At 73.0% G+C, this 26,302-nt stretch carries 26 protein-coding genes and 1 pseudogene; 11 read left to right on the top strand and 16 right to left on the bottom strand.

Annotation, left to right across the window (positions count from 1 at the left end):
- Window positions 1-69: 69 nt before the first annotated feature.
- The 5 genes from OG393_RS29775 to OG393_RS29755 form a co-directional block, all read right to left on the bottom strand.
- On the bottom strand, window positions 70-1,386 hold the full coding sequence (locus OG393_RS29775; protein WP_327377781.1) for a DUF6986 family protein: 1,317 nt from the start codon (window positions 1,384-1,386) through the stop codon (window positions 70-72).
- Between the two features lie 154 nt (window positions 1,387-1,540).
- Window positions 1,541-2,503, bottom strand: coding sequence for an electron transfer flavoprotein subunit alpha/FixB family protein (locus tag OG393_RS29770; protein ID WP_327377780.1), 963 nt, complete (start codon window positions 2,501-2,503; stop codon window positions 1,541-1,543).
- Between the two features lie 61 nt (window positions 2,504-2,564).
- On the bottom strand, window positions 2,565-3,350 hold the full coding sequence (locus tag OG393_RS29765) for an electron transfer flavoprotein subunit beta/FixA family protein (RefSeq protein WP_327377779.1): 786 nt from the start codon (window positions 3,348-3,350) through the stop codon (window positions 2,565-2,567).
- 359 nt (window positions 3,351-3,709) lie between these two features.
- On the bottom strand, window positions 3,710-4,225 hold the full coding sequence (locus OG393_RS29760; protein ID WP_327377778.1) for a flavin reductase family protein: 516 nt from the start codon (window positions 4,223-4,225) through the stop codon (window positions 3,710-3,712).
- Window positions 4,226-4,422: 197 nt separating this feature from the next.
- The gene (locus tag OG393_RS29755; protein WP_327377777.1) at window positions 4,423-4,830 is read right to left on the bottom strand and encodes a TlpA family protein disulfide reductase; all 408 of its coding nucleotides are present in this window, start codon (window positions 4,828-4,830) and stop codon (window positions 4,423-4,425) included.
- A 223-nt stretch (window positions 4,831-5,053) separates the two neighbouring features.
- Here OG393_RS29755 and OG393_RS29750 point away from each other — a divergent pair, with 223 nt between their 5' ends.
- Window positions 5,054-5,776, top strand: a complete 723-nt coding sequence (locus tag OG393_RS29750) for a lysophospholipid acyltransferase family protein (protein ID WP_327377776.1) — start codon at window positions 5,054-5,056, stop codon at window positions 5,774-5,776.
- A 24-nt stretch (window positions 5,777-5,800) separates the two neighbouring features.
- Here the strand turns inward: OG393_RS29750 and OG393_RS29745 are convergent, their stop codons facing one another.
- The 5 genes and pseudogenes from OG393_RS29745 to OG393_RS29725 form a co-directional block, all read right to left on the bottom strand.
- Entirely contained in the window at window positions 5,801-6,493 is a 693-nt protein-coding gene (locus OG393_RS29745) for a B3/B4 domain-containing protein (RefSeq protein WP_327377775.1), read from the bottom strand.
- A 27-nt stretch (window positions 6,494-6,520) separates the two neighbouring features.
- A pseudogene (locus tag OG393_RS29740) lies at window positions 6,521-7,119 on the bottom strand (transglutaminase-like domain-containing protein).
- 85 nt (window positions 7,120-7,204) lie between these two features.
- Window positions 7,205-8,302 carry a threonine aldolase family protein gene (locus tag OG393_RS29735; protein ID WP_327377774.1) on the bottom strand — a complete coding sequence of 366 codons (1,098 nt, stop codon included), beginning with the start codon at window positions 8,300-8,302 and terminating at the stop codon, window positions 7,205-7,207.
- Window positions 8,281-9,039, bottom strand: coding sequence for an SDR family NAD(P)-dependent oxidoreductase (locus tag OG393_RS29730; RefSeq protein ID WP_327377773.1), 759 nt, complete (start codon window positions 9,037-9,039; stop codon window positions 8,281-8,283). Before OG393_RS29730 ends, OG393_RS29735 begins: the two co-directional genes overlap by 22 nt.
- A gap of 26 nt (window positions 9,040-9,065) precedes the next feature.
- The gene (locus OG393_RS29725; RefSeq protein WP_327377772.1) at window positions 9,066-10,472 is read right to left on the bottom strand and encodes a DUF6421 family protein; all 1,407 of its coding nucleotides are present in this window, start codon (window positions 10,470-10,472) and stop codon (window positions 9,066-9,068) included.
- Between the two features lie 382 nt (window positions 10,473-10,854).
- Between OG393_RS29725 and OG393_RS29720 the strand changes: the two genes are divergently transcribed.
- A complete protein-coding gene (locus tag OG393_RS29720) occupies window positions 10,855-11,538 on the top strand; it encodes a glycerophosphodiester phosphodiesterase (protein ID WP_327377771.1) in 684 nt (227 codons plus the stop codon).
- A gap of 36 nt (window positions 11,539-11,574) precedes the next feature.
- Here OG393_RS29720 and OG393_RS29715 read toward each other — a convergent pair whose 3' ends face one another.
- Window positions 11,575-12,126, bottom strand: coding sequence for a GNAT family N-acetyltransferase (locus OG393_RS29715; protein WP_327377770.1), 552 nt, complete (start codon window positions 12,124-12,126; stop codon window positions 11,575-11,577).
- A 175-nt stretch (window positions 12,127-12,301) separates the two neighbouring features.
- Between OG393_RS29715 and OG393_RS29710 the strand changes: the two genes are divergently transcribed.
- The 5 genes from OG393_RS29710 to OG393_RS29690 all read left to right on the top strand — a co-directional run bounded on the left by OG393_RS29710 (window position 12,302) and on the right by OG393_RS29690 (window position 17,147).
- Window positions 12,302-12,889, top strand: coding sequence for a DUF5134 domain-containing protein (locus tag OG393_RS29710; protein WP_442817375.1), 588 nt, complete (start codon window positions 12,302-12,304; stop codon window positions 12,887-12,889).
- A 146-nt stretch (window positions 12,890-13,035) separates the two neighbouring features.
- Window positions 13,036-13,971, top strand: a complete 936-nt coding sequence (locus OG393_RS29705; protein ID WP_327377769.1) for a M56 family metallopeptidase — start codon at window positions 13,036-13,038, stop codon at window positions 13,969-13,971.
- 65 nt (window positions 13,972-14,036) lie between these two features.
- A complete protein-coding gene (locus OG393_RS29700; RefSeq protein ID WP_327377768.1) occupies window positions 14,037-14,690 on the top strand; it encodes a phosphatase PAP2 family protein in 654 nt (217 codons plus the stop codon).
- A gap of 129 nt (window positions 14,691-14,819) precedes the next feature.
- Window positions 14,820-15,452, top strand: a complete 633-nt coding sequence (locus OG393_RS29695) for a TetR/AcrR family transcriptional regulator (protein WP_327377767.1) — start codon at window positions 14,820-14,822, stop codon at window positions 15,450-15,452.
- 339 nt (window positions 15,453-15,791) lie between these two features.
- Complete coding sequence (locus OG393_RS29690; protein WP_327377766.1) at window positions 15,792-17,147, top strand: FAD-dependent oxidoreductase; 1,356 nt, start codon at window positions 15,792-15,794, stop codon at window positions 17,145-17,147.
- A gap of 90 nt (window positions 17,148-17,237) precedes the next feature.
- Here OG393_RS29690 and OG393_RS29685 read toward each other — a convergent pair whose 3' ends face one another.
- The 3 genes from OG393_RS29685 to OG393_RS29675 all read right to left on the bottom strand — a co-directional run bounded on the left by OG393_RS29685 (window position 17,238) and on the right by OG393_RS29675 (window position 19,492).
- Complete coding sequence (locus tag OG393_RS29685; protein ID WP_327377765.1) at window positions 17,238-17,735, bottom strand: RICIN domain-containing protein; 498 nt, start codon at window positions 17,733-17,735, stop codon at window positions 17,238-17,240.
- A 142-nt stretch (window positions 17,736-17,877) separates the two neighbouring features.
- Window positions 17,878-18,870 carry a helix-turn-helix domain-containing protein gene (locus OG393_RS29680; protein ID WP_327377764.1) on the bottom strand — a complete coding sequence of 331 codons (993 nt, stop codon included), beginning with the start codon at window positions 18,868-18,870 and terminating at the stop codon, window positions 17,878-17,880.
- Window positions 18,871-19,117: 247 nt separating this feature from the next.
- Window positions 19,118-19,492 carry an ArsR/SmtB family transcription factor gene (locus tag OG393_RS29675; RefSeq protein ID WP_327377763.1) on the bottom strand — a complete coding sequence of 125 codons (375 nt, stop codon included), beginning with the start codon at window positions 19,490-19,492 and terminating at the stop codon, window positions 19,118-19,120.
- Window positions 19,493-19,621: 129 nt separating this feature from the next.
- On the opposite strand from OG393_RS29675, the gene OG393_RS29670 reads away from it, so the two are divergent.
- Window positions 19,622-20,704 carry an NADH:flavin oxidoreductase/NADH oxidase gene (locus OG393_RS29670; protein ID WP_327377762.1) on the top strand — a complete coding sequence of 361 codons (1,083 nt, stop codon included), beginning with the start codon at window positions 19,622-19,624 and terminating at the stop codon, window positions 20,702-20,704.
- A 131-nt stretch (window positions 20,705-20,835) separates the two neighbouring features.
- Window positions 20,836-21,921 carry a WD40/YVTN/BNR-like repeat-containing protein gene (locus OG393_RS29665; protein WP_327377761.1) on the top strand — a complete coding sequence of 362 codons (1,086 nt, stop codon included), beginning with the start codon at window positions 20,836-20,838 and terminating at the stop codon, window positions 21,919-21,921.
- Window positions 21,922-22,103: 182 nt separating this feature from the next.
- Here OG393_RS29665 and OG393_RS29660 read toward each other — a convergent pair whose 3' ends face one another.
- Window positions 22,104-22,781, bottom strand: coding sequence for a uracil-DNA glycosylase (locus OG393_RS29660; protein ID WP_327377760.1), 678 nt, complete (start codon window positions 22,779-22,781; stop codon window positions 22,104-22,106).
- A 217-nt stretch (window positions 22,782-22,998) separates the two neighbouring features.
- On the opposite strand from OG393_RS29660, the gene OG393_RS29655 reads away from it, so the two are divergent.
- Both OG393_RS29655 and OG393_RS29650 read left to right on the top strand, forming a co-directional pair.
- Window positions 22,999-24,009, top strand: coding sequence for an N-acetylglucosamine kinase (locus OG393_RS29655; protein ID WP_327377759.1), 1,011 nt, complete (start codon window positions 22,999-23,001; stop codon window positions 24,007-24,009).
- Window positions 24,010-24,096: 87 nt separating this feature from the next.
- Window positions 24,097-25,020: a sirohydrochlorin chelatase gene (locus OG393_RS29650; protein WP_327377758.1), complete on the top strand. Its 924-nt coding sequence runs from the start codon at window positions 24,097-24,099 to the stop codon at window positions 25,018-25,020.
- A 141-nt stretch (window positions 25,021-25,161) separates the two neighbouring features.
- Here the strand turns inward: OG393_RS29650 and OG393_RS29645 are convergent, their stop codons facing one another.
- Complete coding sequence (locus OG393_RS29645) at window positions 25,162-26,208, bottom strand: lactonase family protein (protein ID WP_327377757.1); 1,047 nt, start codon at window positions 26,206-26,208, stop codon at window positions 25,162-25,164.
- Window positions 26,209-26,302 lie beyond the last annotated feature (94 nt).

Below are 26,302 nucleotides of genomic sequence, written 5' to 3'. Positions count from 1 at the left end.
CGAGAGGTTACCCGGCGGTCGGGTCCGTACGGGTGGCTCCCCGCTCCGTCCGGGGCGCCTGGCCGACGCTCACTGCGTCGTGGCCGTGAGGTCCCCTCGGCGCGGGGCGGCGAATCGGTCGAGGTCGGCTCGGGTGAGGCCGGTGAGGGCGTCGACCTCGGCGGTGTCGAGCGCCCCGCAGTCGATGCCGCGCAGGAGGTAGGAGCTGAGCGCCTTGGCGGTGGCGGGCTCGTCCATGACGTCGCCGCCGGCGTGGTTGGCGTAGGCGGCCAGCCGCTTGGCGGCGGCCTCGAAGCCTTCGCGGTAGAAGGCGAAGACGGCCGCGTAGCGGGTGGGGATGTGGCCCGGGTGCATGTCCCAGCCCTGGTAGTAGGCGCGGGCGAGGGCGCGGCGGGTGAGTCCGTAGTGGAGGCGCCATGCCTCGTGGACGTGGGCGGTGGAGCCGACCGGCAGCACGTTGGTGGAGCCGTCGGAGACCCGCACGCCGGTGCCGGCGGCCGCGACCTGCATGATCGCCTTGGCGTGGTCGGCGGCGGGGTGGTCGCTGGCCTGGTAGGCGGCGGAGACGCCGAGACAGGCGCTGTAGTCGAAGGTGCCGTAGTGGAGTCCGGTCGCGCGGCCCTCGGCGGCGCCGATCATGCGGGCGACGGCGGCGGTCCCGTCGGCGGCGAGGATGGACTGGCTGGTCTCGATCTGGATCTCGAAGCCGAGCCGGCCGGCGTCGAGGCCGTGGGCCTTCTCGAAGGCTTCCAGGAGACGGACGAAGGCGGTGACCTGTTCGGGGTACGTCACCTTGGGGAGGGTGAGGACGAGTCCGTCGGGCAGTCCGCCGTTCTCGACGAGACCGGTGAGGAAGATGTCGGTGGTGCGGATGCCACGGTCGCGCACGGCGGCCTCCATGCACTTCATCCGGATGCCCATGTAGGGGGCGGCGGTGCCGCCGTCCCGGGTCGTCCCGCCGCGGTGGGCCTCGGCGATCAGCCGGGCGGCGCGGGCCGCGTCGCGGTCCTCGTCCTGGCCCGTGTAGCCGTCTTCGAAGTCGACCCGGAGGTCTTCCACCGGCTCGCGCTCCAGCTTGGCGCGTACTCGGGCATGGACGTCGGCCGCGAGTGCGTCGGAGAGGCCGAGGACGGCCGCGAAGGCGTCGGCGTCGGGGGCGTGCTCGTCGAGCGCGGTGAGTGCCTGGTCGCCCCAGGAGCGGATGGTTCCGGCGTCGAAGAGATTGCCGGGGACGTAGACGGTGTGGACGGGCTGACGGGTGCCGGGGTCTCCCGGGTAGCGGCGGTCCAGTTCGGCGTCCACGGGGGCGAGGGAGGCGCTGATGCCCTCACTGACCGTCCCGGCGAGGCTTGTGGCCACCTTCTCCTGCCGACCTTGCTGACCCATTCCCAGCTCCTCCTTCTTTTCCGCTTCACGGAATCAACAATCCGTATAGCGAAGTTATAGTCCGGTGAGACCCGCGTCAATGGTTGTCCGAAACGGCCGGGGGCCGCACGGCGAGAGATCACCGTGCGGCCCCCGGGCCCGTCAGAAGCGCAGGTCAGCCCTTGCGGGTCTTGACCTCATCGGTCAGCTGCGGGACGACGTCGAAGAGGTCTCCGACGACGCCGTAGTCGACGAGGTCGAAGATCGGGGCCTCGGCGTCCTTGTTGATGGCCACGATGGTCTTCGAGGTCTGCATGCCCGCGCGGTGCTGGATCGCGCCGGAGATGCCGGAGGCGATGTACAGCTGCGGCGAGACCGACTTGCCGGTCTGGCCGACCTGGTTGGAGTGCGGGTACCAGCCGGCGTCGACGGCGGCGCGCGAGGCGCCGACGGCGGCGCCGAGGGAATCGGCGAGCGCCTCGATGACCGAGAAGTTCTCGGCACCGTTGACACCGCGTCCGCCGGAGACCACGATCGCGGCCTCGGTCAGCTCCGGGCGGCCGGTCGACTCACGCGGGGTCCGCGCGGTCACCTTGGTACCGGTGGCCTGGGCCGAGAAGGTGACGGCGAGCGTCTCGACGGCGCCGGCGGCCGGGGCGGCCTCGACGGCAGCCGAGTTCGGCTTGACCGTGATGACCGGGGTGCCCTTGGAGACGCGGGACTTGGTGGTGAAGGAGGCGGCGAACGCGGACTGCGTCGCGACCGGGCCCTCCACGCCGGCCTCCAGGTCCACGGCGTCCGTGATGATGCCGGAGCCGATACGGACCGCGAGGCGGGCCGCGACCTCCTTGCCCTCGGCGGAGGAGGGAACGAGTACGGCGGCCGGGGACACGGCGTCGTACGCGGCCTGCAGCGCGTCGACCTTCGGGACGACCAGGTAATCGGCGAACTCGGGGGCGTCGGCGGTCAGGACGCGGGTCGCGCCGTGCTCGCCGAGGGTGGCGGCGGTGGTCTCGGCACCGGCACCGAGCGCGACCGCGACCGGCTCGCCCAGGCGGCGGGCCAGCGTCAGCAGCTCCAGGGTGGGCTTGCGGACGGCTCCGTCGACGTGGTCGACGTAGACGAGAATCTCAGCCATGGGACTTCAATCTCCTGCGAACGGAAAAAAGGGGGGAGGGTCTGGTGGGCTCGCGCGAGCCTCAGATGAACTTCTGGCTCGCGAGGAACTCGGCCAGCTGCTTGCCGCCCTCGCCCTCGTCCTTGACGATCGTGCCCGCCGTGCGCGCGGGGCGCTCGGTGGCGGAGTCGACCGCCGTCCAGGCACCCTCCAGACCCACGTCCCCGGCCTCGATGTCGAGGTCGGACAGGTCGAGGGACTCCACCGGCTTCTTCTTGGCGGCCATGATGCCCTTGAAGGACGGGTAGCGGGCCTCGCCCGACTGGTCCGTCACGGACACGACGGCCGGAAGCGCGGCCTCCAGCTGCTCCGAGGCGGTGTCACCGTCGCGGCGGCCCGTGACGACACCGCCCTCGACCTTGACCTCGGAGAGCAGGGTGACCTGCGGGACCCCGAGCCGCTCGGCGAGGAGCGCGGGCAGGACACCCATGGTCCCGTCCGTGGAGGCCATACCGGCGATGACCACGTCATAGCCGGTCTTCTCGATCGCCTTGGCGAGCACGAGAGAGGTACCCATGGCGTCGGTGCCGTGCAGATCGTCGTCCTCGACGTGGACGGCCTTGTCGGCGCCCATGGACAGCGCCTTGCGCAGGGCGTCCTTGGCGTCCTCCGGGCCGACGGTGAGCACGGTGACCTCGGCGTCGTCGGCCTCTTCGGCGATCTGGAGCGCCTGCTCGACCGCGTACTCGTCGAGCTCCGACAGCAGGCCGTCGACGTCGTCGCGGTCGACGGTCAGGTCATCGGCGAAGTGCCGGTCGCCGGTGGCGTCGGGCACGTACTTCACACAGACAACGATCCTCAAGCTCACGCCGGCTCTCCTACTGCATCGGTCTAACGGGGCTGCCTTGTTGCTCGCAGCATAGGCGCCTGAAGGGCGGGTTTCCGGTCGGGGCGGCCATGGCCCCAGACCCGAATATTACTCGCCAGTACACCCAGTTCGTGACCTCTGAGCAAGCGCTCAGGCATGTGACCTTGCCAACGCCCCGCGGGCGGAACTCCCAGAACCTGTCGGGCGGCCTTCGACCGACAGGCGGACACGGCCTGGTGCGTGCGATTCCAAGGCGCCGGGAGGGAACCGTAACGGAGCCGCCCCGGGCATCCCGGCAACACCGGCACCGTGCGTGCCAGGGCGTGACCGCCCGAGGTCAGAGGCCACCCGACGGGCTCTCAGTCGCGCAGCGCGTTGAAGCGACCTTGGTGGTAGAGGAGCGGACGCCCTACTCCGCCGGGGTCCCCGGCGACGACCTGGGCGATCACGATGCGGTGGTCGCCGGCCGGGACCCTGGCCACCACCCGGCACACCAGCCAGGCGAGCACGTCGTCGAGCACGGGTACGTCCTCCGGCCCCGGGCTCCAGCGCGTCGGTGCCCCGAACCGGTCCGCGCCGCTGCGGGCGAAGGTGGCGGCGAGTTCCCGCTGATGCTCGCCGAGTATGTGGACGCCGATGTGCTCGGCCTCGGCGACCACCGGCCAGCTGGAGGAGTGGGTGCCCACGCCGAAGGAGATCATCGGCGGGTCGGCGGCGACGGAGTTCAGCGAGGTCGCGGTGAAGCCGACGGGCCGGTCGCCCTGGGCGGTGATGACCGCGACACCGGCGGCGTGCCGGCGGAAGACGGAGCGGAGCAGGTCGGGTGAGGCCGACCGGGGGGCGCTCACGGTGCGGAGCTCGGGCGAAACCGTCATGGAGATGTCCTTCTGCGGGGGCGTCGTGAGAGGGGTCCGTGGGTTCTCAGACACCCGGACAGCGCGCGCTCGCGTTGCGGCCCAGGTCCACATGGACCCGGCCGTGGAGAAGGAGTTCATGGGGCACCCCGTCAGGGTGACGATCGTTGCCGGGTGCAGTCAAGTGGGGACCGGGATGTGGGAGATGTGTCACCGCGTCAGAGGGCGCGGCCGAGCGCGGCGATGACGTCGGCCTTGCGGGGCGCGCCCGCGGCCCGGCGGACGATCCGGCCGGCCCGGTCGAGGACCAGCACGGTGGGGGTCCGGACGACACCGAGGGCGCGCACCAGATCCAGTCGGTCCTCGGCGTCGATCTCCACGTGCCCCACGCCCGCGACCATCTCGGCCACCTCGGCCAGTGTGCGGCGGGTCGCGCGGCAGGGCTGGCAGAAGGCGGTGGAGAACTGCACCAGGGTGGCGCGCTCGCCCAGTCGCGCGCCCAGCAGCTCGGCTCCGATCCGGTCGGGCCGCGCCCCGGGGAGGGCGGCACGGCCGCCGTCCGGCCCCGCGGCCCCGGGGCTGTCGGCCGGCCGTCGTGTGACCTCGCCCGCGCCCGCTTCGTTCATGTGTCCGCCTCCCGCCGCACTCCGTCCCCGGGTGCAGCGTCCCACGGCACCGCCGGATTCCCGCCACCGGTACACGGGGTGACGAGAATCTCCCCGTAGGCGAGCGTCAGGACTGGTCAGCAGGGCCCGTATGGGGCACGATCGGCCCAAAGCCAAAACCTACGGCTGCGTAACTTCCGCCGGGAGAACCCTCCCCAGGCACTGAAGAAGGGGTTCCTCTCAGATGGCAGAACTCGTCTATCGGCCGGTCATCGGCGCCGCTCTGACCATGTTCAAGGCGCTCGACCTGAAGATCGACACTCAGGGTTCGGAGAACATCCCCCGCTCGGGCGGAGCGGTGCTCGTCAGTAACCACATCAGCTATCTGGACTTCATCTTCACGGGTCTGGCCGCGCTGCCGCAGAAGCGCCTCGTCCGCTTCATGGCCAAGGAGTCGGTGTTCCGGCACAAGGTGTCGGGACCGCTGATGCGCGGGATGAAGCACATCCCGGTGGACCGGACCCAGGGGGAGCACGCCTACCAGCACGCCCTGGAGTCCCTGAGGGCCGGCGAGGTCATCGGTGTCTTCCCCGAGGCGACGATCTCCCAGTCCTTCACACTCAAGAGCTTCAAGTCCGGCGCGGCCCGGCTCGCCCAGGAGGCCGGGGTCCCGCTGATCCCGATGGCGCTGTGGGGCACGCAGCGGGTCTGGACGAAGGGCCGCCCCAAGAACTTCAAGCGCCAGCACATCCCGGTCACCATCCGAGTCGGGGAGCCCGTCGAGGCACCGGCCGACCAGTACGCCGGTGCGATCACCCGGCGGCTGCGCGAACGCGTCCAGGAGCTCCTGGAGGCCGCGCAGCGCGCCTACCCCGTACGCCCCAAGGACGCGGGCGACACCTGGTGGGTACCGGCGCACCTCGGGGGGACGGCTCCCACCCCCGCCCAGGCCAAGGAAGCGGGCTGACGGGCGGCCGGACGGGCTGAAACGTCACGCCGGGGCGCGGACGGTGATGCGCGCCCCGGGGCTCAGTCTCTCCAGCGACTCCGCGAGACCCGCTCCGGCGGCCGTCAGCTCGTCCCGCGTCATGGGTGCCAGCGACTCCAGCAGGAAGAGCGCGTTCTCCGTCGTGTCGTCGATCCGGGTGCGTGGTCCCTGGCGCCAGTTCCACCGTCGGCAGGTGACGCCGGCCTCGTCGCACCAGACGACTTCTCCGGGTTCCGGATGCTCCACGACCTCCTCGCCGCCGGCCACGGTCAGGAACGGCTCGTCCCCCGTCGCGCGGACGAGCCGCATGCCTCCCTCGATGCGGTCGAGGTCCTCGCCGCCGACGGGGATCAGCCGGGCCACGCTGATCGCGTTGTACGCGTCGACGAGCCGGTTGATCCTCGGCAGTCCGCCGTCCGCGAGGGCGCGCCGGGCCAGCGCTTCCGCGGAGTTGCGGGTGCGGGAGGGTTTGGCGCCGAAAGCCGTGTAGGCCGCTCGCCAGGCGGCCATGTGCGGGTCCCGGTCCGGGGCCCGCCCGTCGAGCCGCGCGGCGAGACTCCGTGCCGCTTCGTCGAGCAGGGCCGAGCTGGTTCCGTCACTGGGGCCGTTGGCCAGTCCGCGCGCCTCGACGGCGAGGTGGGTGAAGCCGGGGACGAGGGCACGTACCTCGTCGGAGACGCTGAGTGTGAGGCTCATGGGGCCGCCGTTTCGGGTCGGTTCGGGTCAGAGCGCGGCGGGGAGCGTCCGCGCGAGCTGGGGCAGGTCGCGGGCGGCGCGCGGGGCGCGCAGCACAGCCGGGTGCGGTTCAGTGTAAAGCACCGGATAGTTCAGTTCACTGAACTCCCGCCGGGTGTTCCAGGTCGGCCGCTCCGGGCCGGGCGAGAAACGGGCGTCGGCGCCGGGCTTGTTCCCCCGGACGTCCTGGCGCGCCCACGCGCCCCGTCCGGGCGTCCTCACCGCGACCAGGCCGTGGACGACCGGTTCGAGCCACCCTCGTCCGTGAGCCGCCGGCAGCACAGCGCCGCCGGGACACCCCGGGCCGGAGCGGCGCGGCGCAGGCCATCGACCTGGCGTGGCAGTCACCGGTGCGGGCGTCCAGGACGTCCGAGGCCCGCCGGGTGACGCGGAGATTCTCCCGAGTCCTGCGAGTGCGGAATGGAGTCCCGCATGAGCTCGAAAGCAGCCCTGACGTATGAACATGCGTCACCATGACCGAGGGCCAGGCTCTTCGCGATGGCGTGCACGCGCGGGCTCCCGTGATCGACGGCCTCACATGCCGGCAAGTACGCATGAATGTCAGGATTCTCCCGAAGGAGTCGCATGAGCCGGAGCATGGGAACACGCCCGGCCGGGAGTCAGTGGACTTCCGGCCGAACGCGTATTCATGCACCACTCAGGTGTCCGGCGCTAGCGCGCCATCTCCTCCTTGAGGGCCTGGAGGAAGGCGTCGACGTCGTCCTCCGTGGTGTCGAAGGAGCACATCCACCGCACGTCGCCGGCGGCCTCGTCCCAGAAGTAGAAGCGGAAGCGCCTCTGGAGCCGGGTGCTGACCTCGTGGGGCAGCCGGGCGAAGACGGCGTTGGCCTGGACGGGGTGGAGGATCTCCACGCCGTCCACGCTCCGGACGCCGTCCGCGAGGCGCCGCGCCATCGCGTTGGAGTGCCGGGCGTTGCGCAGCCACAGGTCCTTGGCGAGCAACGCCTCCAACTGCACCGAGACGAAGCGCATTTTGGACGCCAGCTGCATGGACAGCTTGCGCAGGTGCTTCATATGGCTGACGGCGTCCGGGTCGAGGACGACCACGGCCTCGCCGAAGAGCATGCCGTTCTTCGTCCCACCGTAGGAGATGACGTCCACGCCGGCCGCGTTGGTGAACGCCCGCATGGGGACGTCCAGCGAGGCGGCGGCGTTGGCTATCCGGGCCCCGTCGAGATGGACCTTCATGCCCTTGCCGTGGGCGTGCTCCACGATCGCCCGGATCTCGTCCACGGTGTAGACGGTGCCCAGTTCGGTGTTCTGGGTGATGGAGACCACCTGGGGCATCGCCCGGTGCTCGTCCTCCCAGCCCCATGCCTGCCGGTCGATGAGCTCGGGGGTGAGCTTGCCGTCCGGAGTGGGCACGGTGAGCAGTTTGAGACCGCCCATCCGCTCGGGCGCGCCGCCCTCGTCCACGTTGATGTGCGCGGACTCGGCGCAGATCACCGCGCCCCAGCGGTCGGTAAGGGCCTGGAGGGCGGTCACGTTCGCGCCGGTGCCGTTGAAGACCGGGAACGCCTCGGCGTGCGGTCCGAAGTGGCTGTGCATGATCCGCTGGAGGTGCTCGGTGTAGTCGTCCTCGCCGTACGCGGTCTGGTGCCCCTCGTTGGCCAGCGCGATGGCGGCGAGCACCTCGGGATGGGCACCGGCGTAGTTGTCGCTGGCGAAGCCCCGCACCGACGGGTCGTGGTGCCGACGCGCGTCGGTGCGGGCGGGCGATACCGGGGTCACGGCTTGGGGGTCAGCCACAGACGCTGTCCATTCACTTCCTGTGCGGGCCGGTCCCAGACGCCGGCGATGGCATCGGCCAGATCCTTGACGTCGGTGAAGCCCGCGAACTTCGCATGGGGGCGCTCGGCGCGCATCGCGTCGTGCACCAGTGCCTTGACCACCAGGATCGCAGCCGCCGTGCTGATGTCCCCCTCGCCCCCCGCCTTGCGGAAGTCGTCGCCCATCGCGAGGGTCCATGCCTCGGCCGCCGCCTTGGCCGCCGAGTAGGCGGCGTTGCCGGCGGTGGGCTTGGAGGCTCCCGAAGCGCTGATGAGCACATAACGGCCCCGGTCGCTGCGGAGCAGCGGCGCGTGGAAGGCGAGCGAGGTGGACTGGACCGTACGGATCAGCAGCTTCTCGAGGAAGGCCCAGTCGGCCAGCTCGGTCTCCGCGAAGGTGGAACTGCCGCGCCAGCCGCCGACGAGATGGACGAGCCCGTCGATCCGGCCGAACTCCTTCTCCGTCTTGTCGGCCCACTGGCGGGCCGCGCCCAGGTCGAAGAGGTCGACGGTGTCGCCGATGACGGTGGCGCCGCCGTGGGCGTAGCGGGCGGCGTCGACCGCCTCGGCCAGACGGGCGGGGTCCGCGTCCGCGGCGACGACCGTCGCTCCGGCCTCGGCGAGGCGCATCAAGGTCGCCCGGCCGGCGGGGCCGGCCGCTCCCGCGACCGCGATGACGGCCCCGTCGAGCACTCCGCCGTTCCCGTTGCCGTTCATGTTCGTCGCCTCCTCCGTGACTGAGTTCACGCGGCAGCCTGCCCGTCCTGGGACGCTGCGGTGGCGGTGATGCCCTTGGTGGAGGCGATCACGCCCTTCAGCTTCTTGGACAGTGCCTCATAGAACATGCTGAGCGGAAACTCGTCCGGAAGCACGTCGTCGACGAGCTTGCGGGGCGGGAGGTTCAGGTCCAGGGCGTCCGGGCCCTTCGCCCAGCGGGAGCCGGGGTGGGGGGCGAGGTAGGTGGAGACCAGTTCGTACGCGGCGAACCAGTGGACCAGCTTGGGGCGGTCGATGCCGTCGCGGTACAGCTTCTCGATCTCGGCACAGAGCTGGTTGGTGACCTCGGGGGCACGCTGCCAGTCGATCTTCAGCGTGTTGTCCGTCCAGCGGACCACATCGTGACGGTGGAGGTACGCGAAGAGGAGCTGGCCGCCCAGGCCGTCGTAGTTGCGGTTGCGGTCGCCGGAGACCGGGAAGCGGAACATCCGGTCGAAGAGGACGGCGTACTGCACGTCGCGGCCGTGGGCGTTGCCCTCGGCCTCCAGCTTCACGGCCTCCTTGAAGGCGGTGAGGTCGCAGCGCAGCTCCTCGAGACCGTACATCCAGAACGGCTGGCGCTGCTTGATCATGAAGGGGTCGAAGGGCAGGTCACCGTGGCTGTGGGTGCGGTCGTGGACCATGTCCCACAGCACGAACGCCTGCTCGCAGCGCTTCTGGTCGTCGACCATGGCGGCGATGTCCTCGGGCAGCTCGATGCCGAGGATGTCGACGGCCGCCTCGGTGACCTTGCGGAAGCGGGCGGCCTCGCGGTCGCAGAAGATCCCGCCCCAGCTGAAGCGCTCGGGAGCCTCGCGCACGGCGATGGTCTCGGGGAAGAGGACCGCGGAGTGGGTGTCGTACCCCGGGGTGAAGTCCTCGAAGGTGATGCCACAGAACAGCGGGTTGTCGTAGCGGGTGCGCTCCAGCTCGGAGAGCCACTCCGGCCACACCATGCGCAGCACGACGGCCTCGAAGTTGCGGTCCGGGTTGCCGTTCTGCGTGTACATGGGGAAGAGCGCCAGGTGCTGGAGCCCGTCCGCGCGGCCGGCCGCCGGCTGGAAGGCCAGGAGCGAGTCGAGGAAGTCCGGCACGCCGAAGCCGTCCTCCGCCCACTTGCGCAGGTCGGCGACGAGCGCGCGGTGGTAGGCGGCGTCATGCGGGAGCAGCGGGGAGAGCCGCTCGACCGCGTGGGCGACCCGGTCGACGGCGCGGGCGGCGACCTCGCGGGGCGGGGCCCCCTCGGCGTCGAAGTCGATGGAGCCGTCGGCGTCCTGCCAGGGGCGGATCTCCTCCACGGCACCCTTGAGCTCGGGCCAGGCAGGGTGGTCGATCACCGGCGCTGCGGCGGATATCTCCCCACCGGTCACGTCCTGCACAAGAATTTCCGTCATGCCTCTTCCTCCACAGGAGAACCTCGCGTCAAGACACCGTAACCATCCACGCTTCCCTCCCACAAGAGGGGGCGAGAGAAAATATCCTGCGACACCCCCCTGATCACCGCTGTTTTTCCTGTCCTGATGCTTCGAAGCCAACGCATCCCCCGACCTGGCCCGGTGCCGGAGCGACCCGAGGGCGACTCGGGCAGCGACGGAACACGCCGGAACACCCACCCCCGCCACCCCGGGCGGCGGGGGCGTCCACGCCGATGCGACCCGCGCCCGCGACACCCGCACGTGCGCTGACCTCTTCGTGTCCAGCCGTTAGGCTGCGCCACGAGCCGCACCGGGCGCCCGGAGGGCCCAGGTCCCGGACATCGACGGAAGCGAGTGGATCTTGACTTTCCTCACCATCGGTCACCGCGGAGTCATGGGCGTCGAACCCGAGAACACCCTGCGCTCGTTCGTCCGGGCGGAGCAGGCCGGGATGGACGCCATCGAACTGGACCTCCACCTGAGCAAGGACGGCGCCCTCGTCGTCATGCACGACGCGGACGTCGACCGCACCACCGACGGGAGCGGCCCGATCGCCGCGCGGACCCTCGCCGAGCTGCGAGAGCTGGACGCCGGCGACGGGGAGCGCGTCCCGGTCTTCGAGGAGGTCCTGGACGCGGTGCGGGCACCCCTCCAGGCGGAGATCAAGGACGCGGCGGCGGCCCAGGCGCTCGCCGGCGTACTGAACCGGCGCGGACTGGCCGCGCGGGTGGAGGTCCTGTCCTTCCACGACGAGGCGATCGCCGAGACCGCCCGTCTGGTGCCCGGGGTCCGTACGGCCCTGGTGGCGGACCGCTGGGGCGACGACGTCGTGCGGCGCGCCCTCGCGGTCGGCGCCGGGACCCTGGTCCTCAACATCCGGCACCTGACCCTGGACACCGTCGAGCGGGCGCACGCCGAGGGGCTGCGGGTGATCGGATGGGTGGTGAACACCCAGGAGCAGCTGAGGCTGGCCCGGGCGCTGGAGCTCGACGGCGCGACGACCGACTACCCGGAGATCCGCCGCACCGGCCGCTTCACCGCCTGAGGACGGTCCGTCTCCCGGCAGTCGCCGCCCATGGGCCTACGTCAGTTCCTTCACCAGGAGCTCGAACCGGAGGTCGTCCCGCTGCGGGATGCCGAAACGCTCGTCACCGTAAGGGAAAGGGCTCATCCGGCCGGTCCGGCGGTAGCCGCGCCGTTCGTACCAGGCGATCAGCTCCTCGCGCACCGAGATCACCGTCATGTGCATCTCGCGCACGCCCCAGACCTCGCGCACCCGTCGCTCCGCCTCCGTGATGATGAGCCGGCCGAGCCCGCCGCCCTGGAGCGCCGGCCGGACCGCGAACATTCCGAAGTAGGCCGCTTCACCGCGGTGCTCGAGCTGGCAGCAGGCGATGACCTGCCCGTCCCGCTCGACCACCATCATCCGGCTGCCCTCGGTGGCGATGACGGCACGCACGCCCTCCGCGTCGGTGCGCCGGCCCTGGAGGATGTCCGCCTCCGTGGTCCAGCCGGTACGGCTGGAATCGCCGCGGTAGGCCGACTCGACGAGCGGCACGAGCACAGGGATGTCGTCCTCGACCGCGTCGCGGTAGGTGATGCGGCCGGTGTCCTGGGGCGCGGCGGTGTCCATGGTGTTCGGTCTCCCCTCGGGGCGCTGATCGATCGGTGAAGGCGATCGCCCCGAGCCTAACGTGAGCGCCGCACTCCCCCTCGTACGCCCCTGCGCGCCTCTGCGCTCGCGTGCACCCCCGCGAGGCCGGGCATGCACCGGGAGCCGAGTGGCGCCGTCGAACGGGAGGTGTGCGGTGCACGGAGCGGCATGGGCCGTGTGGCCGGCGTGGACGATGGTGGCGCTGTGCGCGACGAGCGGGACCTACTGCCTGCTGCGCCGGCGCGGGCGGGCGGGCGGGGAACGCCGGACCGCGGGAAGCGAGGCCGTGATGGCCTTCGGAATGGCGTCGATGGCGCTGCCGGCCGCGGTGCTCACCCCACCGGCCTGGGGCTGGGCGGTGTATGCCGCGGTGTTCGGTGCCGCAGCGCTGCGCGGGCTGCCCGCCGCCCGCGGCGGCGGCCACCATCTGCACCATCTGGTGGGCTCGGGTGCGATGGTCTACATGGCCGTGGCGATGGCCGGCGGCGGACACGCGGGACACGGGGGGCACGCGGCCGGGGCCGTCGGCGGGGTCCCGTCGCTGACGGCCGCGCTGCTCGTCTACTACACCGCGTACGTCCTGCGCGCGGGGTCCCGCCTGGTGCCCGTGACGGCACCGGCGGCCGCTGTGACGGCACGGGTGGCCACCACGCCGCCGCGGTGGAGTGAGCGGGCCGAACTCGTCCTGGTGTGCCGCCTGTCGATGGCGCTGGCGATGGTGGCGATGCTGGTGACGCTCTGAGGGCCTGACGGCCGAAGGCCACCCGACAGGCTCCGAGGGCCCGGCCCGGCGCCCGGGTAGCCGCGGGCCCGGGTGGTGCCGTGGCGTACGTCACTTGACGCGCGTGGGCATACCCCCGCGTCGTACGGCCCTCATAGGCTGGCGCCATGTTGGTCTCCCTCGCGTTGCTCGCGCTCGGCGTCCTGACCGCCGTCGTGGCCCCTCGGCTGCTGTCGCGGTCGGACTGGGCGGAGCGCGAGCCGGTGGTGGCGCTGTGGGTGTGGCAGTGCGTGGTGGCCGCGGTGCTGCTGAGTTTCGCGCTGTCGATGACGTTCAGCGCGGCGGCGGCCTGGCAGGCCGTACGGGGCCGTGTCTTCGCGCCCGCGCCGCACGGGGTGCTGGAGGCATACGAACTGGGCACGCATCAGCCCTGGTCGGCCGCGCTCGCGGTCGTCCTCGCCTGTGGTGGCCTGTGGACGGGCGCGATGCTCGGCCGCGAGATCGGCCGGGCCAGGGCCCGCCGACGCCGACGCCGCGGTGAACTCCTGCGCCGTTCCCCGCTGTTGCCCGGCGAGGAGCCCGGTGGGGAGCGGCTCGTCGTGCTGGAGGGCGAACGTTCGGACGCCTGGTGGCTGCCGGGTGCCACGCCGCGGCTGGTCGTCACGACGGCCGCGCTGCGTCGGCTGAAGGGCAGCCAACTGGACGCCATCCTGGCGCACGAGCAGGGACACGCCCGCGCGCGCCACGACTGGCTGCTGCACTGCTCGGGGGCGCTCGCGGCGGGCTTCCCGGGAATCCCGGTCTTCGCGGCCTTCCGGGACGAGATGCACCGCCTGGTGGAACTCGCCGCGGACGACGTCGCCTCACGGCGGTTCGGACGGCTGACGATCGCGCTGGCCCTGGTGGAACTCAACGAGGACCGCGGGGTGTTCGGGCCGGGGCCCGCGCCGGACGCGGATCTGCCCCGCCGGGTGGACCGGCTGCTGAGGGCGGCGCCGCGGTTCACGGCGGGACGGCGGCTGCGGTTGACTGCGGCGGCGGCGCTGGTGCCGGTGGTGCCGCTCCTCATCGCCTTCGTGCCTGCGCTGCGGGCGCTCGGTTAGCCGCCTCGGCCGACGGTTCGCCCCGTTCGGCGGCCAGGTCGGCGAGAATCGGCGAGGATCGGCGCATGCGTTTCTCCGCCGTGCTCTCCGGTGCCCTGGCCCTGCTACTGCTGGCCCTGGTGGCCGTGGGCTGGTCGCCGCTGGTCTCGCTGGACCGTTCGGTCGGCGAGGCGCTGCATCGCAGCGCGGTGGTGATGCCCGGATTCACCCATGCCAACCGGATCCTCACCGACTGGGTGTGGGACCCGTGGACGATGCGCGGTCTGATCGCCGTGGCGGTGGTGGTGCTGTGGTGGCGCGGGGAGCGACGCCTCGCCCTGTGGCCGGCGGTGACCACCGTGTTCGCGGCGGGGCTGGAGCAGGGTCTGAAGGCGGCGGTCGGACGTCCCCGGCCGAACTGGCCGGATCCGGTCGACTCGGCGCACTACGCGTCGTTCCCCTCGGGGCACGCCATGACGGCGACGGTCTGCTGCGGGCTGCTGCTGTGGGTGCTCGCCCTGCACTGGCGCGACGCCTGGCGGGGCTGGGGCGCCGTGGCGGTGACGGCCGTGATGTCGGTGCTCGGGGTCGGCTGGACCCGGGTCTACCTGGGCGTGCACTGGCCCTCGGACGTGGTCGCGGGCTGGCTGCTCGGCTGGACGTGCGTCGCCGTCGCGATCCTCCTCCACCGCCGGACGACCCCGGAGGGGGCGCGGAGGAGAATGGGGGAAACGGCGTGAAACCGCCTGTTCTGGACGATCCCCCGCGTCGCCCAGAACAGACGGCAGCCCCGCCGGCCGGCCACGAAGGCACGACAGCGGACCGCGCTGAGTATATTGGCCGGGAGCCAGTCAACGCAGGAGTCCAGCATGTCCCCGCGTAGCGCATCGGTCAATGAAGAGCTTCGACGGCGTTCGCGCGAGCGGCTGCTGCAGGCCACCGTCGAACTCGTCTCGGAGCGTGGCTACGAGGCGACCACCCTGGGGGACATCGCGGAGCGGGCCGGTGCGGCGCGCGGGCTGATCTCGTACTACTTCCCGGGGAAGCGCCAACTGCTCCAGTCGGCGGTGCACCGGCTGATGCATCTGACGCTGGAGGAGGCGCTGGAGCGCGAGCCGCGTGCGCGGGACGGCCGGGAACGACTGGCCCGGGCGATCGACGCGGTGCTCGGCCTGGCGGTGGACCGGCCCGTACTGATGCGCACGCACATGGCCCTGATCCTCCAGGCCGAGGGTTTCGTGCGGTGCCCGGAACAGCAGCGGCTCGCGGCACTCCTGCGCGACACCATGGAGCGATACGGATCGGCCGACCCTGACACCGACTACCCGCTGCTGCGGGCGCTGCTGATGGGCGCCGTCGTCGGGGTGCTGTTGCCGGGGGCCCCGATGCCGGCGAGCCGGCTGCGCGCGGAACTGTTCCAGCGGTACGGACTGGACTGGGAGCTGGGCACGCCTCCGGACGGGGGCCCGCCCGACGGCCCGCCGTTCACGCCGTCGCAGTGAGACGCCCGGACGCGCGTGCCGCTCAGAGCCTGTCGGGTGGTCTTCGGTCGACAGACGGACACGGTCCGGTGCGTGCGATTCCAAGGCGCCGGGATGGAGTGCCGCTGTAGCGGAGCGACGGGGACTTGTCGGCAGCGCCGGCAGTGTGCGCGCCGGGGCGTGACCGCCGGGCCAGAGGCCACCCGACAGGCGTTCAGGGGCGAGGGGCACCGGACGGTGGCGCGGGCACCGTCCTCCCGACGGGTGGTCGCCGCCGTCCGGACCCTCCCCCGGGAGGCCGCCGAGTGCGATGCTGGAAGCCTCTCGGCGGAACTCACCGCGGCGGGAAGGGGTGCGGGCGTGCTTCGTGTCGCTGTCGTCGGGTCCGGGCCCAGCGGGGTCTACACCGCCCAGGCGCTGGTCCGGCAGTCGCGGGTGCCCGACGTGCGGGTGGACGTCCTGGACCGGCTGCCCTGCCCGTTCGGGCTGGTGCGCTACGGTGTCGCACCCGACCACGAGAAGATCAAGTCGCTCCAGCGGAACCTCCGGTCGGTCCTGGAGGACGAGCGGATCAGGTTCCTCGGCAACGTGGAGGCCGGTGCCCACGGGCTGGCGCCCGCGCGGCTCCTCGGGCTCTACCACGCCGTCGTGTACTGCGTGGGCGCGGCGCGGGACCGGCGCCTCGGGGTGCCCGGCGAGGACCTGGCGGGCAGCCACTCGGCCACCGAGTTCGTGTCCTGGTACAGCGCGCACCCCGACGCCGCGACCGACGGTTTCGGCCTCGACGCCCGTTCGGCGGTCGTGATCGGGGCCGGGAACGTGGCGGTGGACGTCACCAGGATCCTCGCCCGCGCCCCGGACGAGCTGTGGGGGACGGACGTGCCGCAGCGGGCGCTGTCGGCACTCGGCACCAGTCGCGTGCGGGCGGTGCACATGGTGGGGCGGCGCGGTCCGGGCCAGGCCCGGTTCACCACGAAGGAACTGCGGGAGCTGGGTTCCCTCTCGGGGGTGCGGGTCGGGGTGGACGCCGCCGAACTGGCCCTGGACCCCTCGTTCGTCGACCCTTCGGGGCTGCCGGCCGCCAACCGAAGGAATCTGGAGGTCGTCCGCGGATGGGCACAGGCCGAGCCGCCCTCGGCCGGTGAGCGCCGTCTCACGCTGCGGTTCTTCCTGCGGCCGGTGGAACTGCTCGGCGAGGACGGCCGGGTCGCCGCGGTGCGGTTCGAGCGGACCGAGCCGGCCGGTGACGGAAGTGTCCGGGGCACGGGGCGGTACGAGGAGATCGAGGCACAGCTGGTCCTGCGGGCCGTGGGGTACCGGGGGGTCGCTCTTGCCGGGCTGCCCTTCGACGAGACCGGGGGCACGGTCCCGCACCTCGCGGGCCGGGTGCTGCGGGACGGCGTCCCGTCCCTGGGCGAGTACGTGGCGGGCTGGATCAAGCGCGGCCCCACCGGCGTGATCGGCACCAATCGCTCGTGCGCCAAGGAGACGGTGGACGCGCTGCTGACCGACGCCCCCGCCCTCGCCGCCCGGCCGGTGGCCGCCGACCCGCTCGCCGCCTTGCGCGACCTCGGTCACGAGCCGGTCGCCTGGCCGGGCTGGCTGGCCATCGAGCGCGCCGAGTCGGAGCTGGGCCGTTCGCTGGGCCGGGGACCGGTGAAGATCCCGGACTGGGCGGGCCTGCGGGCGGCGGCGGGCGGCGCCGGCGGCGGATAGCCGCGGCGTCCGTGCACGGACCGGTGGCGCGAGGACGGGGGCGCGCGGTCCTGGGCCGCGCGCCCCCGTCGCTCTGCGCTGGGGACAGGACTACAGGGATATCTGCCAGGACTGCGCCAGGTTCCACTCGGGGTTGCAGGTCCACAGGGTCAGCCACGTGCCGCTGGCGCGCGAGTTGCCCTTGAGGGTGATGCACTTGGTCCCGTTCAGGGTCCGCATGCGGTCGTTGTACTGGTCGAACCCGGTGTCGAAACGCTGAGGGCTCTCAAGCGAGTTGAAGTCACAGGTCCACAGGGTCAGGACGGCGCCGTTGGTACCCGAGGCGTTGCCGCGGGGTGTCAGACACTTGCCGCTCGCGTCGTGGACGAGGAACATTCCTCTCCAGTGCCAGTTCTGGAGCGGGCTTCCGGTGCAGGACCACAGAGTGACGACGGCGCCGTTGGCCGTGCTGTTGCCTTCCGGTGTGGCGCAGGCACCCAGGCTGTAGAGACGGGTCCCCCCGGCCGCCTGGGCCGGAGCGGTGCTGAGGAAGCTGAAGCCGATGAGGGCCATCAGGGCGACGAGCGCCGACGATACCTTGCGAATCATGTGCGGTTCCTTCGTGGTCTCCGGCCTGGCGGCCGGCATGAGCTGACGCCGGGAGGCCGCCCCGGGGAACCGGTCCCCCGTCTGCGCTGACACCCCCGTGGCCGCGCTCACGCTGAGGCGGCGGCCCCGGCAGCAAGTGAATCTACGTTCGGGCGGCGCCCGGTGGTGTGCGTGCCGTGCGGGGTTGCTGTGCGTCGCGTGCGGGGGCGGCCCTGTGGAGCGCGCGGTGTTCGGTGGGGGTGAGGCCGAAGGCTTCGCGGAAGGCCCGGCTGAACGCGGTGGCGCTGGAGAAGCCCCAGCGTGCCGCTATCGCCTGGACGGGGTGAGTGCCCAGCTCGGCGCGGGCGAGGTCGGCGTGGGCGCGCTCCAGGCGGCTCCGGCGGATGTGCGCCGCGACGGTGAGCGGCTGGTCTCCGAAGAGGGTGTGGAGGGTGCGCAGGGAGATGCCGTGCCGGTCGGCGATCGCCTGGGGTGTCAGGTCCGGGTCGCCGAGGTTGTTCTCGATGAAGCGGTGGACACGCTGCCGTGCCTCCTGCGCACGTGCCTCGGCCGGCGCCAGCCCGGGGTCGCCGAGCTGCTGCGCGAGACAGGCGGTGGCCAGTTCGAGGGCTACGGATCCCATCGCGCGCAGCTCCTGGGGGCCGCAGGGCGAGGCGTGCGCGAGCAGGGTCGTCAGGAAGCCGGCGAGGATCGCGCCGGAGCCGGTGTCCGCGGTCAGGTTCCGCGCGAGGAGGCGGTCCACACGGTCCGGTCGCAGTGCGAGGGACGCACGGGGAATCTGCAGCATCACCGTCTCGACCTGACCGTCGGCACAGGCGCCCTCGCTCGGGCGGGAGGTGTCCGTGAGGACGAGCCCGCCGGAGATCACGGATTCGCTGCCCCGCTGGGAGATCCTGAACACGCCTCGGGTGATGAGCGCGAGCTGCAGGTTCTCGGGGTCGCCGCGCCGGATGTGCGCCGGGGTGCGCCGGGAGAGCACCGGTGAGCAGGCCACGGACGACAGCCGGAGCACGCCGAGGTCCACGTCCGTGATCCCGGCCCGGAAACCGGCCGGGTGCCGGCTGCTGAGCGTCACCGGCATGACCTCGCTGGACACGGCCTCGCAGAACCAGTCGAACCTGTCCTCTCGCGCCACGTCATGGTTCGACGTCCCCGGCAGACCCACACCAACCCCCGCACCTCGATCACGGTCGCGCCCCGGCCCCTGCCGGTTCTCGTGCGCGGACGCGCCCTTCCGACCACCACAAGATCGATTATCGGCCGGGCGGCCCTGCCCCTCCGCCCGCCGGCCCCGCGCGGTGCCCGTCACGGTCGGCGGGCGGACCGCACACGGAAGACCTCCTGGCGGTGGTCGGGTCCCGGCCGACGGTGTCGGGCGCGTGTCACCGGGAGCCGGGGGCGGGCGGCCACGGGTCGCCGAGGCGGTCGGACTGGCGGGACGCGGCCTCCAGCACGCTGCCCAGGAGGCCCGGGAAGAGCGCGTCCAGATCGTCGCGACGCAGCGCGTTCAGTTTGGCCGTGCCCCGGTAGATCTGCTGGATGACGCCGCTCTCACGCAACACCCGGAAGTGGTGCGTGGTCGTCGACTTCGTCACCGGGAGGTCGAAGAAGGAGCAGCTCAGTTCGGTTCCCTCGCGCGCCATCTCGCTGACGATCCGCAGTCGCACCGCGTCCGAAAGCGCGTGCAGCACACCCTCCAGGCGGATCTCGTCCCGCTCGGGGTGGGCGAGGGCCCGGGGGTTGGTCGCGGTCGTCACAGCGGCGGCTCCACTTCGTCCGGGGCGTCCTGACCCTCCATGGTACGAGATCCCTCGTAGTTTGACAGTCGCCGTACTACGACGAGTATCGTACGAGCATCCATCAGGCCCCCTGAGACGGAGTCCTCCATGAGCGTCGCCCTGTTCGAGCCGTACACCCTGCGGTCAGTGACCATCCCGAACCGCGTGTGGATGGCCCCGATGTGCCAGTACTCGGCCGCCGCGACCGGCCCGGACACGGGAGTCTCCGGCGACTGGCACTTCGCCCACTACGCCTCCCGCGCCACCGGCGGCACCGGGCTGATCCTGGTCGAGGCCACGGCCGTCTCCCCCGAAGGCCGGATCAGCCCCGCCGACCTCGGCATCTGGAACGACACCCAGGCCGCGGCGCTGCGCCGGATCACGGCCTTCCTCAAGGAACACGGCACCGTGCCGGGGATCCAGCTCGGTCACGCGGGCCGGAAGGCGGCCACCCGCCGACCCTGGGAGGGCCGCGGCCCGGTACCCGAGGACGGCCACGGCTGGCAGCCCGTCGGCCCCAGCCCCCTCGAGTTCGCCGAGGGCCACACCGTGCCGACCGAGCTGACCGCCGAGGGGATCCGGGAGATCGTCGACCACTTCGCGGACGCCGCCCGGCGCGCCCTGGCGGCCGGGTTCGAGGTCGTCGAGGTGCACGGCGCGCACGGCTATCTCATCGGGGAGTTCCTCTCCCCGCACAGCAACCACCGCACGGACGAGTACGGCGGCTCCTTCGAGAACCGGACCCGCTTCGCCCTCCAGGTGGTCGACGCCGTGCGCGCCGTGTGGCCCGCGGAGCTGCCGCTCTTCTTCCGCGTCTCGGCCACGGACTGGCTGGAGGAACAGGGCTGGACCCCGGACGAGACCGTCCGCTTCGCGCGGCTGCTGCGCGCGCACGGGGTCGACCTCCTCGACGTGTCGAGCGGCGGCAACGGCGGCCCGGCCCGGATCCCGGTCGGCCCCGGCTACCAGGTGCCGTTCGCGACCCGGGTGAAGGCGGAGACCGGGCTGCCCGTCGCCGCCGTGGGCCTCATCACGGACAGCCGGCAGGCCGAGAAGATCATCGCCGACGGCCGGGCGGACGCCGTACTGCTCGGCCGCGAGCTGCTGCGCGACGCCTCCTGGGCGCGCCGGGCCGCGCGCGAGCTGGGTTCAGCGACGCACACCCCGGAGCAGTACGCCTGGGCGATCTGAGGCCCCGGCGCCCCCGGGCCGGGCGAGACACACGCGCCCCACCTGGGGGGACGCCGTTCCGGGCGCCACTGTCAGTGGCCGGGGGCAGACTGGCCCGTATCCGTGACAACGACGTCCTGGAGGGATCGGCCATGCCCGACGTACTGCTCACCGTAGGTACCCGCAAGGGCCTGTTCGTCGGCCGCAGGCGCGCCGGCCGATGGGAGTTCGGCGAACCCCGGTTCAACGCGCAGGCGGTCTACTCGATCGGCATCGACACCCGGCGCCCCACTCCGCGGCTGCTCGTCGGGGGCGACAGCGCCCACTGGGGTCCCTCGGTGTTCCACTCCGACGACTTCGGGGCCACCTGGACCGAGCCCCCGCGCCCGGCGGTCAAGTTCCCCCGGGACACCGGGGCTTCGCTGGAGCGGGTGTGGCAGCTGCATCCGGCGCCGGCCCACTCCCCCGACGTGGTGTACGCGGGCACGGAGCCGGCCGCGTTGTTCCGGTCCGAGGACGGCGGGGAGTCCTTCGAACTGGTGCGCCCGCTCTGGGAGCACCCGACCCGGGACCGGTGGGTACCCGGCGGCGGCGGTGAGGCCGTGCACACGGTCGTCACCGACCGGCGTGATCCCGACCAGGTGACGGTCGCGGTCTCGACGGCCGGCGTGTTCCGCTCGCGGGACGGCGGAGAGAGCTGGGCGCCTTCCAACACCGGTGTCTCGGCGGTCTTCCTGCCCGACCCCGACCCGGAGTTCGGACAGTGCGTGCACAAGATCGCGCAGGACGCCGACGATCCGGACCGGCTCTATCTCCAGAACCACTGGGGTGTCTTCCGCAGCGACGACGCGGGCGGCCGGTGGACCGACATCGGGGCCGGGCTCCCCTCCGACTTCGGCTTCGCCGTCGTGGCCCACCCCCATCGCGCCGGCACGGCCTACGTCTTCCCCATCAACGCCGACTCCGACCGGGTGCCCGCGGGGCGTCGCTGCCGTGTCTACCGCACGAACGACGCGGGCGCCGGCTGGGAGCCGCTCTCCACCGGGCTGCCCGAGGGGGAGCACTACGGCACCGTGCTGCGGGACGCGATGTGCGCGGACGACGGGGACCCGGCGGGCATCTACTTCGGCAACCGCAACGGCGAGGTGTACGCGAGCGCGGACGACGGCGACACCTGGCAGCAGCTCGCCGCACACCTGCCGGACGTGCTCTGCGTGCGGGCCGCCGTGATCGCCTGATCCCGGCGGCGGGCCCCGGACGCCGGCGAAGGGGCGGGCCTGGGGCGACCGACGCCCGGGGGCCGCCTCATGGAGCCTGCCGGGACGCCCGGGGGCGGGAGCAAGGGAGGCGCGCCGGTGGCGCACCCGGATGCCGGACGCTCCCGGCCCCTCCGGATGCCGGGCGGCTACATGCCGGGCGGCTACGGCAGACGCCAGTCGACGGGCTGGGCACCCTGCCGGACCAGGAGTTCGTTGGTGCGACTGAACGGGCGGGAGCCGAAGAAGCCCCGGTCGGCCGACATCGGGGAAGGGTGCGCCGACTCCACGGCCGGCAGGTCCCCGAGCAGCGGCCGCGCGTTGCGGGCGTCGCGCCCCCAGAGGACGGACACGAGCGGCTTGCCCCGGGCGGCGAGCGCCCGGATGGCCTGCTCCGTCACGGCCTCCCAGCCGGCACCCCGATGCGCCCCGGGCTTCCGCGGCGCCGTGGTGAGCGCACGGTTGAGCAGGAGGACGCCCTGCCGGGTCCACGGGGTCAGATCGCCGTTCGAAGGACGCGGGAGACCCAGGTCGGTGTGGAGCTCCCGGTAGATGTTCTCCAGACTGCCCGGCAGCTGCCGCACGTCCGGAGCGACGGCGAAGCTGTGCCCGATGGCCATACCCGGCGTCGGGTAGGGGTCCTGGCCCACGATCAGCACCCGCACCTCGTCGAACGGCTGCTGGAAGGCGCGCAGCACGTGCTGCCCGGCCGGGAGGTAGGTTCTGCCGGCCGCGATCTCCGCGCGCAGGAATTCGCCCATCGCCGCCACGCGTTCGGCCACCGGCGCCAACGCCTCGGCCCAGCCGGGCTCCACAAGTTCTCTCAACGGTCGTGCTGCCACGGTCCGTCACCCTACCGGCCTACACGGACAGTCGGGCACCCGCCGTGACCCCACAGTCACCCGTGCCCGACCGCGGAGCCGGGAAGGGCCCGGCGGTGCCGCCCCGGGAACGCCCCCCGCAGTAGGCTGCACGCCGTCGCCCCTCCCCAGCCCTTCTCCTCACCCTCCGGAGCCGGTTCATGAGGTCACGCAGGCACCCGTCCGCCGTCGGTACCCGGTGACCGCCGCGCACCCCGGCGAGCTGGTCGTCGGAGTCGACTCGGGCGGTTCCGGGATACGGGTCGCCTTGGCCGAGGCGCGCGCCGGACGGGTGCTGGGGACGGTGCGCTCCCGGGAGCCGGTGCGGACCGGACCCGGTGGCATCGAGGCGGCCCCGCTGCTACGTCGGCTGCTGTCCGCCGTCGCGAGCCTGCGTGACGGAACGGCCCCGTCCCCGGAGCACCCGGCCGCGCTCGCGGAGGGCGCCGTCGCGGCCGTGGCGGTCGGCGCCGCCGGGATGGCCACGCTCGGAGCCGAGCTGCGGGCCGAGCTGCCCGGGGCGCTGGAGCGCGCGCTCGGCGTCCGGAGGCTGGTGCTGGCCGCCGACGCGGTCACGGCGTACGCGGGGGCGCTCGGGCAGCGGTCCGGAGCGGTCGTGGCGGGCGGCACCGGCATGATCGCCCTCGGGACGGACCTGACCACCTGGCGCCGGGCCGACGGCTGGGGCCATCTGCTCGGCGACTGCGGCAGCGGTGCGTGGATCGGCCGGGCCGGTCTGGAGGCGGCGATGCGCGCGTACGACGGCCGCCGCGGCGGCTCGGCCGCGCTCCTCAGCCGCGCCGAGGCCCGGTTCGGCCCGGCCGCCGGTCTGCCCGGCGCGCTCTACCCTCGGACCGACCGGCCCGCCGTGCTGGCCTCCTTCGCCCCCGAAGTGGCGGCCTGCGCGTCCGAGGGCGACCCGGTCGCCGGCGAGGTGCTGGCCCGGGCGGCGAGGCACATCGCCGACGCCGCCGAAGCCGTCTGCCCGGCCGGGAGCACCGTCGACGTGGCGCTGACCGGTGGCCTGTTCGGCATCGGCGAGGCCCTTCTCGCCCCGCTGCGCGAGGACCTCGCCGAGCGGCGGCCGGGCGCGCGCGTGGTGCCCGCCGCCGGCGATCCGCTGGCGGGGGCGGTCCTGCTCGCCTCGGCGCACGCCGCCGGTGCACTCCGCCTGCCGCAGGAGCGGGGACTACTCCATCTCATCAGTTAAACGACCGTTCGGACATAGCGGTGCAGATAACGCGCTGTCGCACCTCACCGAACTGCGCCGCGGGCAAAACCAGTAGCATGCGGCGCCATGAGCTCCCCCACTGGGCCTGCTTCCGGCCTGCCTGTACGAATGCCGCGACCCCGCCAAACCGGACGGCACCGCCGCCCTGAACCCGCGGCGGCGCCCGAGGGCGCTCCCGCACTCGTCCTCGCCGTTCCCGGTGAGCCGTCCGCCGCCATACGCTCACTGGCCGAAGAGGTCGTGAGCATCGCCCGCTCCGAGCTGCCCGGCCTGGAGGCGGTGATCGGTTACCTCGACGGTGACGACGCCGAGTACCCCTCGCTGACGACCGCGCTCGTCAGGACCGCGGCCGTGCGCACCGAGCGCTACGAGCTGGCCGTGGCCGCCGGGCGCGAGGTCAGCGCCCCCGAGGGCCCGGCGGCGGTCGTGGTCCCGCTGCTGGCCGGCCCCGACAGCGTCCTGACACGCCGGATCCGCCAGGCCGTCATGGACAGCGGCAACCTCGCCGAGCTGACCGATGTACTGGGCCCGCACCCGCTGCTCGCCGAGGGCCTGCACGTCCGCCTCTCGGAGGCCGGTCTGGCCCGTGCCGACCGCGCTCGCCTGTTCACCGTCGCCACCGCCGCCGACGGCATCGTGCTGGCCACGGTCGGCGGCGAGGAGGCGGTCCAGGCCGCCGGCATCACCGGCATGCTGCTGGCCGCGCGGCTGGCCGTCCCCGTGATCGCCGCCGCGCTCGACCAGGAGGGTTCGATCACCGCGGTCGCCGAGCAGCTGCGCGGTTCCGGTTCGGAGCAGTTGGCGCTCGCGCCGTACCTGATCGGCCCCGAACTGGCCGACGGCCTGCTCGACGCCGCCGCGAAGGAGGCCGGCTGCGCCGCCGCCGAGCCGCTCGGCGCCTACCCGGCGATCGGCAAGCTGGTGCTCTCCCAGTACGCCGCCGCGCTCGGCCTCGCCTCGCAGCAGGCCCAGGGGGCGCCGACTCACTGACCGCGCGCCGGGCGCGCAGGCAGCCGAAGCAGACGGGAGGGTCCGCACCGGAAGTGTCCGGGAGCGGGCCCTCCCGTGTGCCCGGGGGCGGGTTGCCGGGTCGTGCGACCGCCCGGGGGCCGCGGGCCGGACCCCGCGGGCTCAGCCGAAGACCACGCAGGAGGCCGCCGGCGCGTCGACGGAGCCGGCCCGGTGCGGCAGGCCGGTGTCCGGGTCGATGCCGAACCACGTGACGTCGCCGGAGCGCTCGTTCGCCGCGTAGAGCCACCGTCCGGTCGGGTCGAGCGCCAGGTCACGGGGCCAGCGACCACCGCAGGAAACGGTGCCGGCCGGCGCGGGCTTCGCGCCGGCCGGGTCGAGGGCGAGGACCGCGAGGCTGTCGTCGCCGCGCACGGCCACCCAGAGGAAGCGGCCGTCCGGGGAGACGACGACCGCGGACGGATGGCTGGGCGCGGTCGTCCCGGCGGGCACGACGGGGATCTCGTCGAGTGGTTCGAGGACACCGGCGTCGGCGTTCCAGCGGCAGACGGTGAGGGTCGGCTCCAGCTCGTTGAGCACGTACGCGTGCGTGCCGGCCGGATGGAAGGCGAGGTGGCGCGGCCCGGTGCCGGGGCGCAGCGCGGTCTCGCCGTGGGCCCGGAGGGTGCCGGTGCCCGGGTCGAGGGCGTAGATCCGCACCGAGTCGGTGCCGAGGTCCACGACGGTGACCCAGCGGTCGGCGGGGTCGCGGAGCACCTGGTGGGCGTGGGGGGAGCCCTGGCGGTCGGCGACGGGACCGGAGCCCTGGTGGCGGGCCACGTGGGCGGCGGCGGCCAGGGTGCCGTCGGCGTTGACCGGCAGGGCGGTGACGCTGCCCGAGCCGTAGTTGGCGGTCAGGACGTGCCCGGCCGCGACGGCGAGGTGGGTGGGGCCGGAGCCGCGGACGGGTGTGGGGGCGCCGCGCGGGACCGGCGCGGCTCCGGAGATGTCGAAGGCGGCCACGGCGCCTTCCTCGGCCTCGGAGACGGCGTAGAGCGCGGGCCCGTCGACGGCCAGGAAGGAGGGGTCGGGGAGCGTCGCGGTGGCGCCGGTCACCGCCAGGGCGCCCGTCCGCGGGTCCACGTCGGCGGTGAGGATGCCCCGGCCGCCCGCCGAGGTGAACGAGCCGATGAAGGCCCGTGCCGGTTCCCGCGCGTCCGCGTCGCCCATGGTGTCTCCCCTTCCGCCGGAGCGGTCACGGTCGAGCGCTCCGTAGTCCGGCCGACGGTAGCAGGCGGTCTAGACCAAATGGCGGGTGGGCGGC

Origin of the sequence: Streptomyces sp. NBC_01216 (genome assembly GCF_035994945.1) — a bacterium.
Lineage (GTDB): Bacteria > Actinomycetota > Actinomycetes > Streptomycetales > Streptomycetaceae > Streptomyces.
This window is presented reverse-complemented; position numbering and strand designations above follow the sequence as displayed.

Coding starts and splice junctions, on each gene's coding strand:
- OG393_RS29775 (WP_327377781.1), bottom strand. CDS start 1,386: ATGGGTCAGCAAGGTCGGCAGGAGAAGGTGGCCACAAGCCTCGCCGGG.
- OG393_RS29770 (WP_327377780.1), bottom strand. CDS start 2,503: ATGGCTGAGATTCTCGTCTACGTCGACCACGTCGACGGAGCCGTCCGC.
- OG393_RS29760 (WP_327377778.1), bottom strand. CDS start 4,225: ATGACGGTTTCGCCCGAGCTCCGCACCGTGAGCGCCCCCCGGTCGGCC.
- OG393_RS29755 (WP_327377777.1), bottom strand. CDS start 4,830: ATGAACGAAGCGGGCGCGGGCGAGGTCACACGACGGCCGGCCGACAGC.
- OG393_RS29750 (WP_327377776.1), top strand. CDS start 5,054: ATGGCAGAACTCGTCTATCGGCCGGTCATCGGCGCCGCTCTGACCATG.
- OG393_RS29745 (WP_327377775.1), bottom strand. CDS start 6,493: ATGAGCCTCACACTCAGCGTCTCCGACGAGGTACGTGCCCTCGTCCCC.
- OG393_RS29730 (WP_327377773.1), bottom strand. CDS start 9,039: ATGAACGGCAACGGGAACGGCGGAGTGCTCGACGGGGCCGTCATCGCG.
- OG393_RS29725 (WP_327377772.1), bottom strand. CDS start 10,472: ATGACGGAAATTCTTGTGCAGGACGTGACCGGTGGGGAGATATCCGCC.
- OG393_RS29715 (WP_327377770.1), bottom strand. CDS start 12,126: ATGGACACCGCCGCGCCCCAGGACACCGGCCGCATCACCTACCGCGAC.
- OG393_RS29705 (WP_327377769.1), top strand. CDS start 13,036: ATGTTGGTCTCCCTCGCGTTGCTCGCGCTCGGCGTCCTGACCGCCGTC.
- OG393_RS29700 (WP_327377768.1), top strand. CDS start 14,037: ATGCGTTTCTCCGCCGTGCTCTCCGGTGCCCTGGCCCTGCTACTGCTG.
- OG393_RS29695 (WP_327377767.1), top strand. CDS start 14,820: ATGTCCCCGCGTAGCGCATCGGTCAATGAAGAGCTTCGACGGCGTTCG.
- OG393_RS29685 (WP_327377765.1), bottom strand. CDS start 17,735: ATGATTCGCAAGGTATCGTCGGCGCTCGTCGCCCTGATGGCCCTCATC.
- OG393_RS29670 (WP_327377762.1), top strand. CDS start 19,622: ATGAGCGTCGCCCTGTTCGAGCCGTACACCCTGCGGTCAGTGACCATC.
- OG393_RS29665 (WP_327377761.1), top strand. CDS start 20,836: ATGCCCGACGTACTGCTCACCGTAGGTACCCGCAAGGGCCTGTTCGTC.
- OG393_RS29650 (WP_327377758.1), top strand. CDS start 24,097: ATGAGCTCCCCCACTGGGCCTGCTTCCGGCCTGCCTGTACGAATGCCG.
- OG393_RS29645 (WP_327377757.1), bottom strand. CDS start 26,208: ATGGGCGACGCGGACGCGCGGGAACCGGCACGGGCCTTCATCGGCTCG.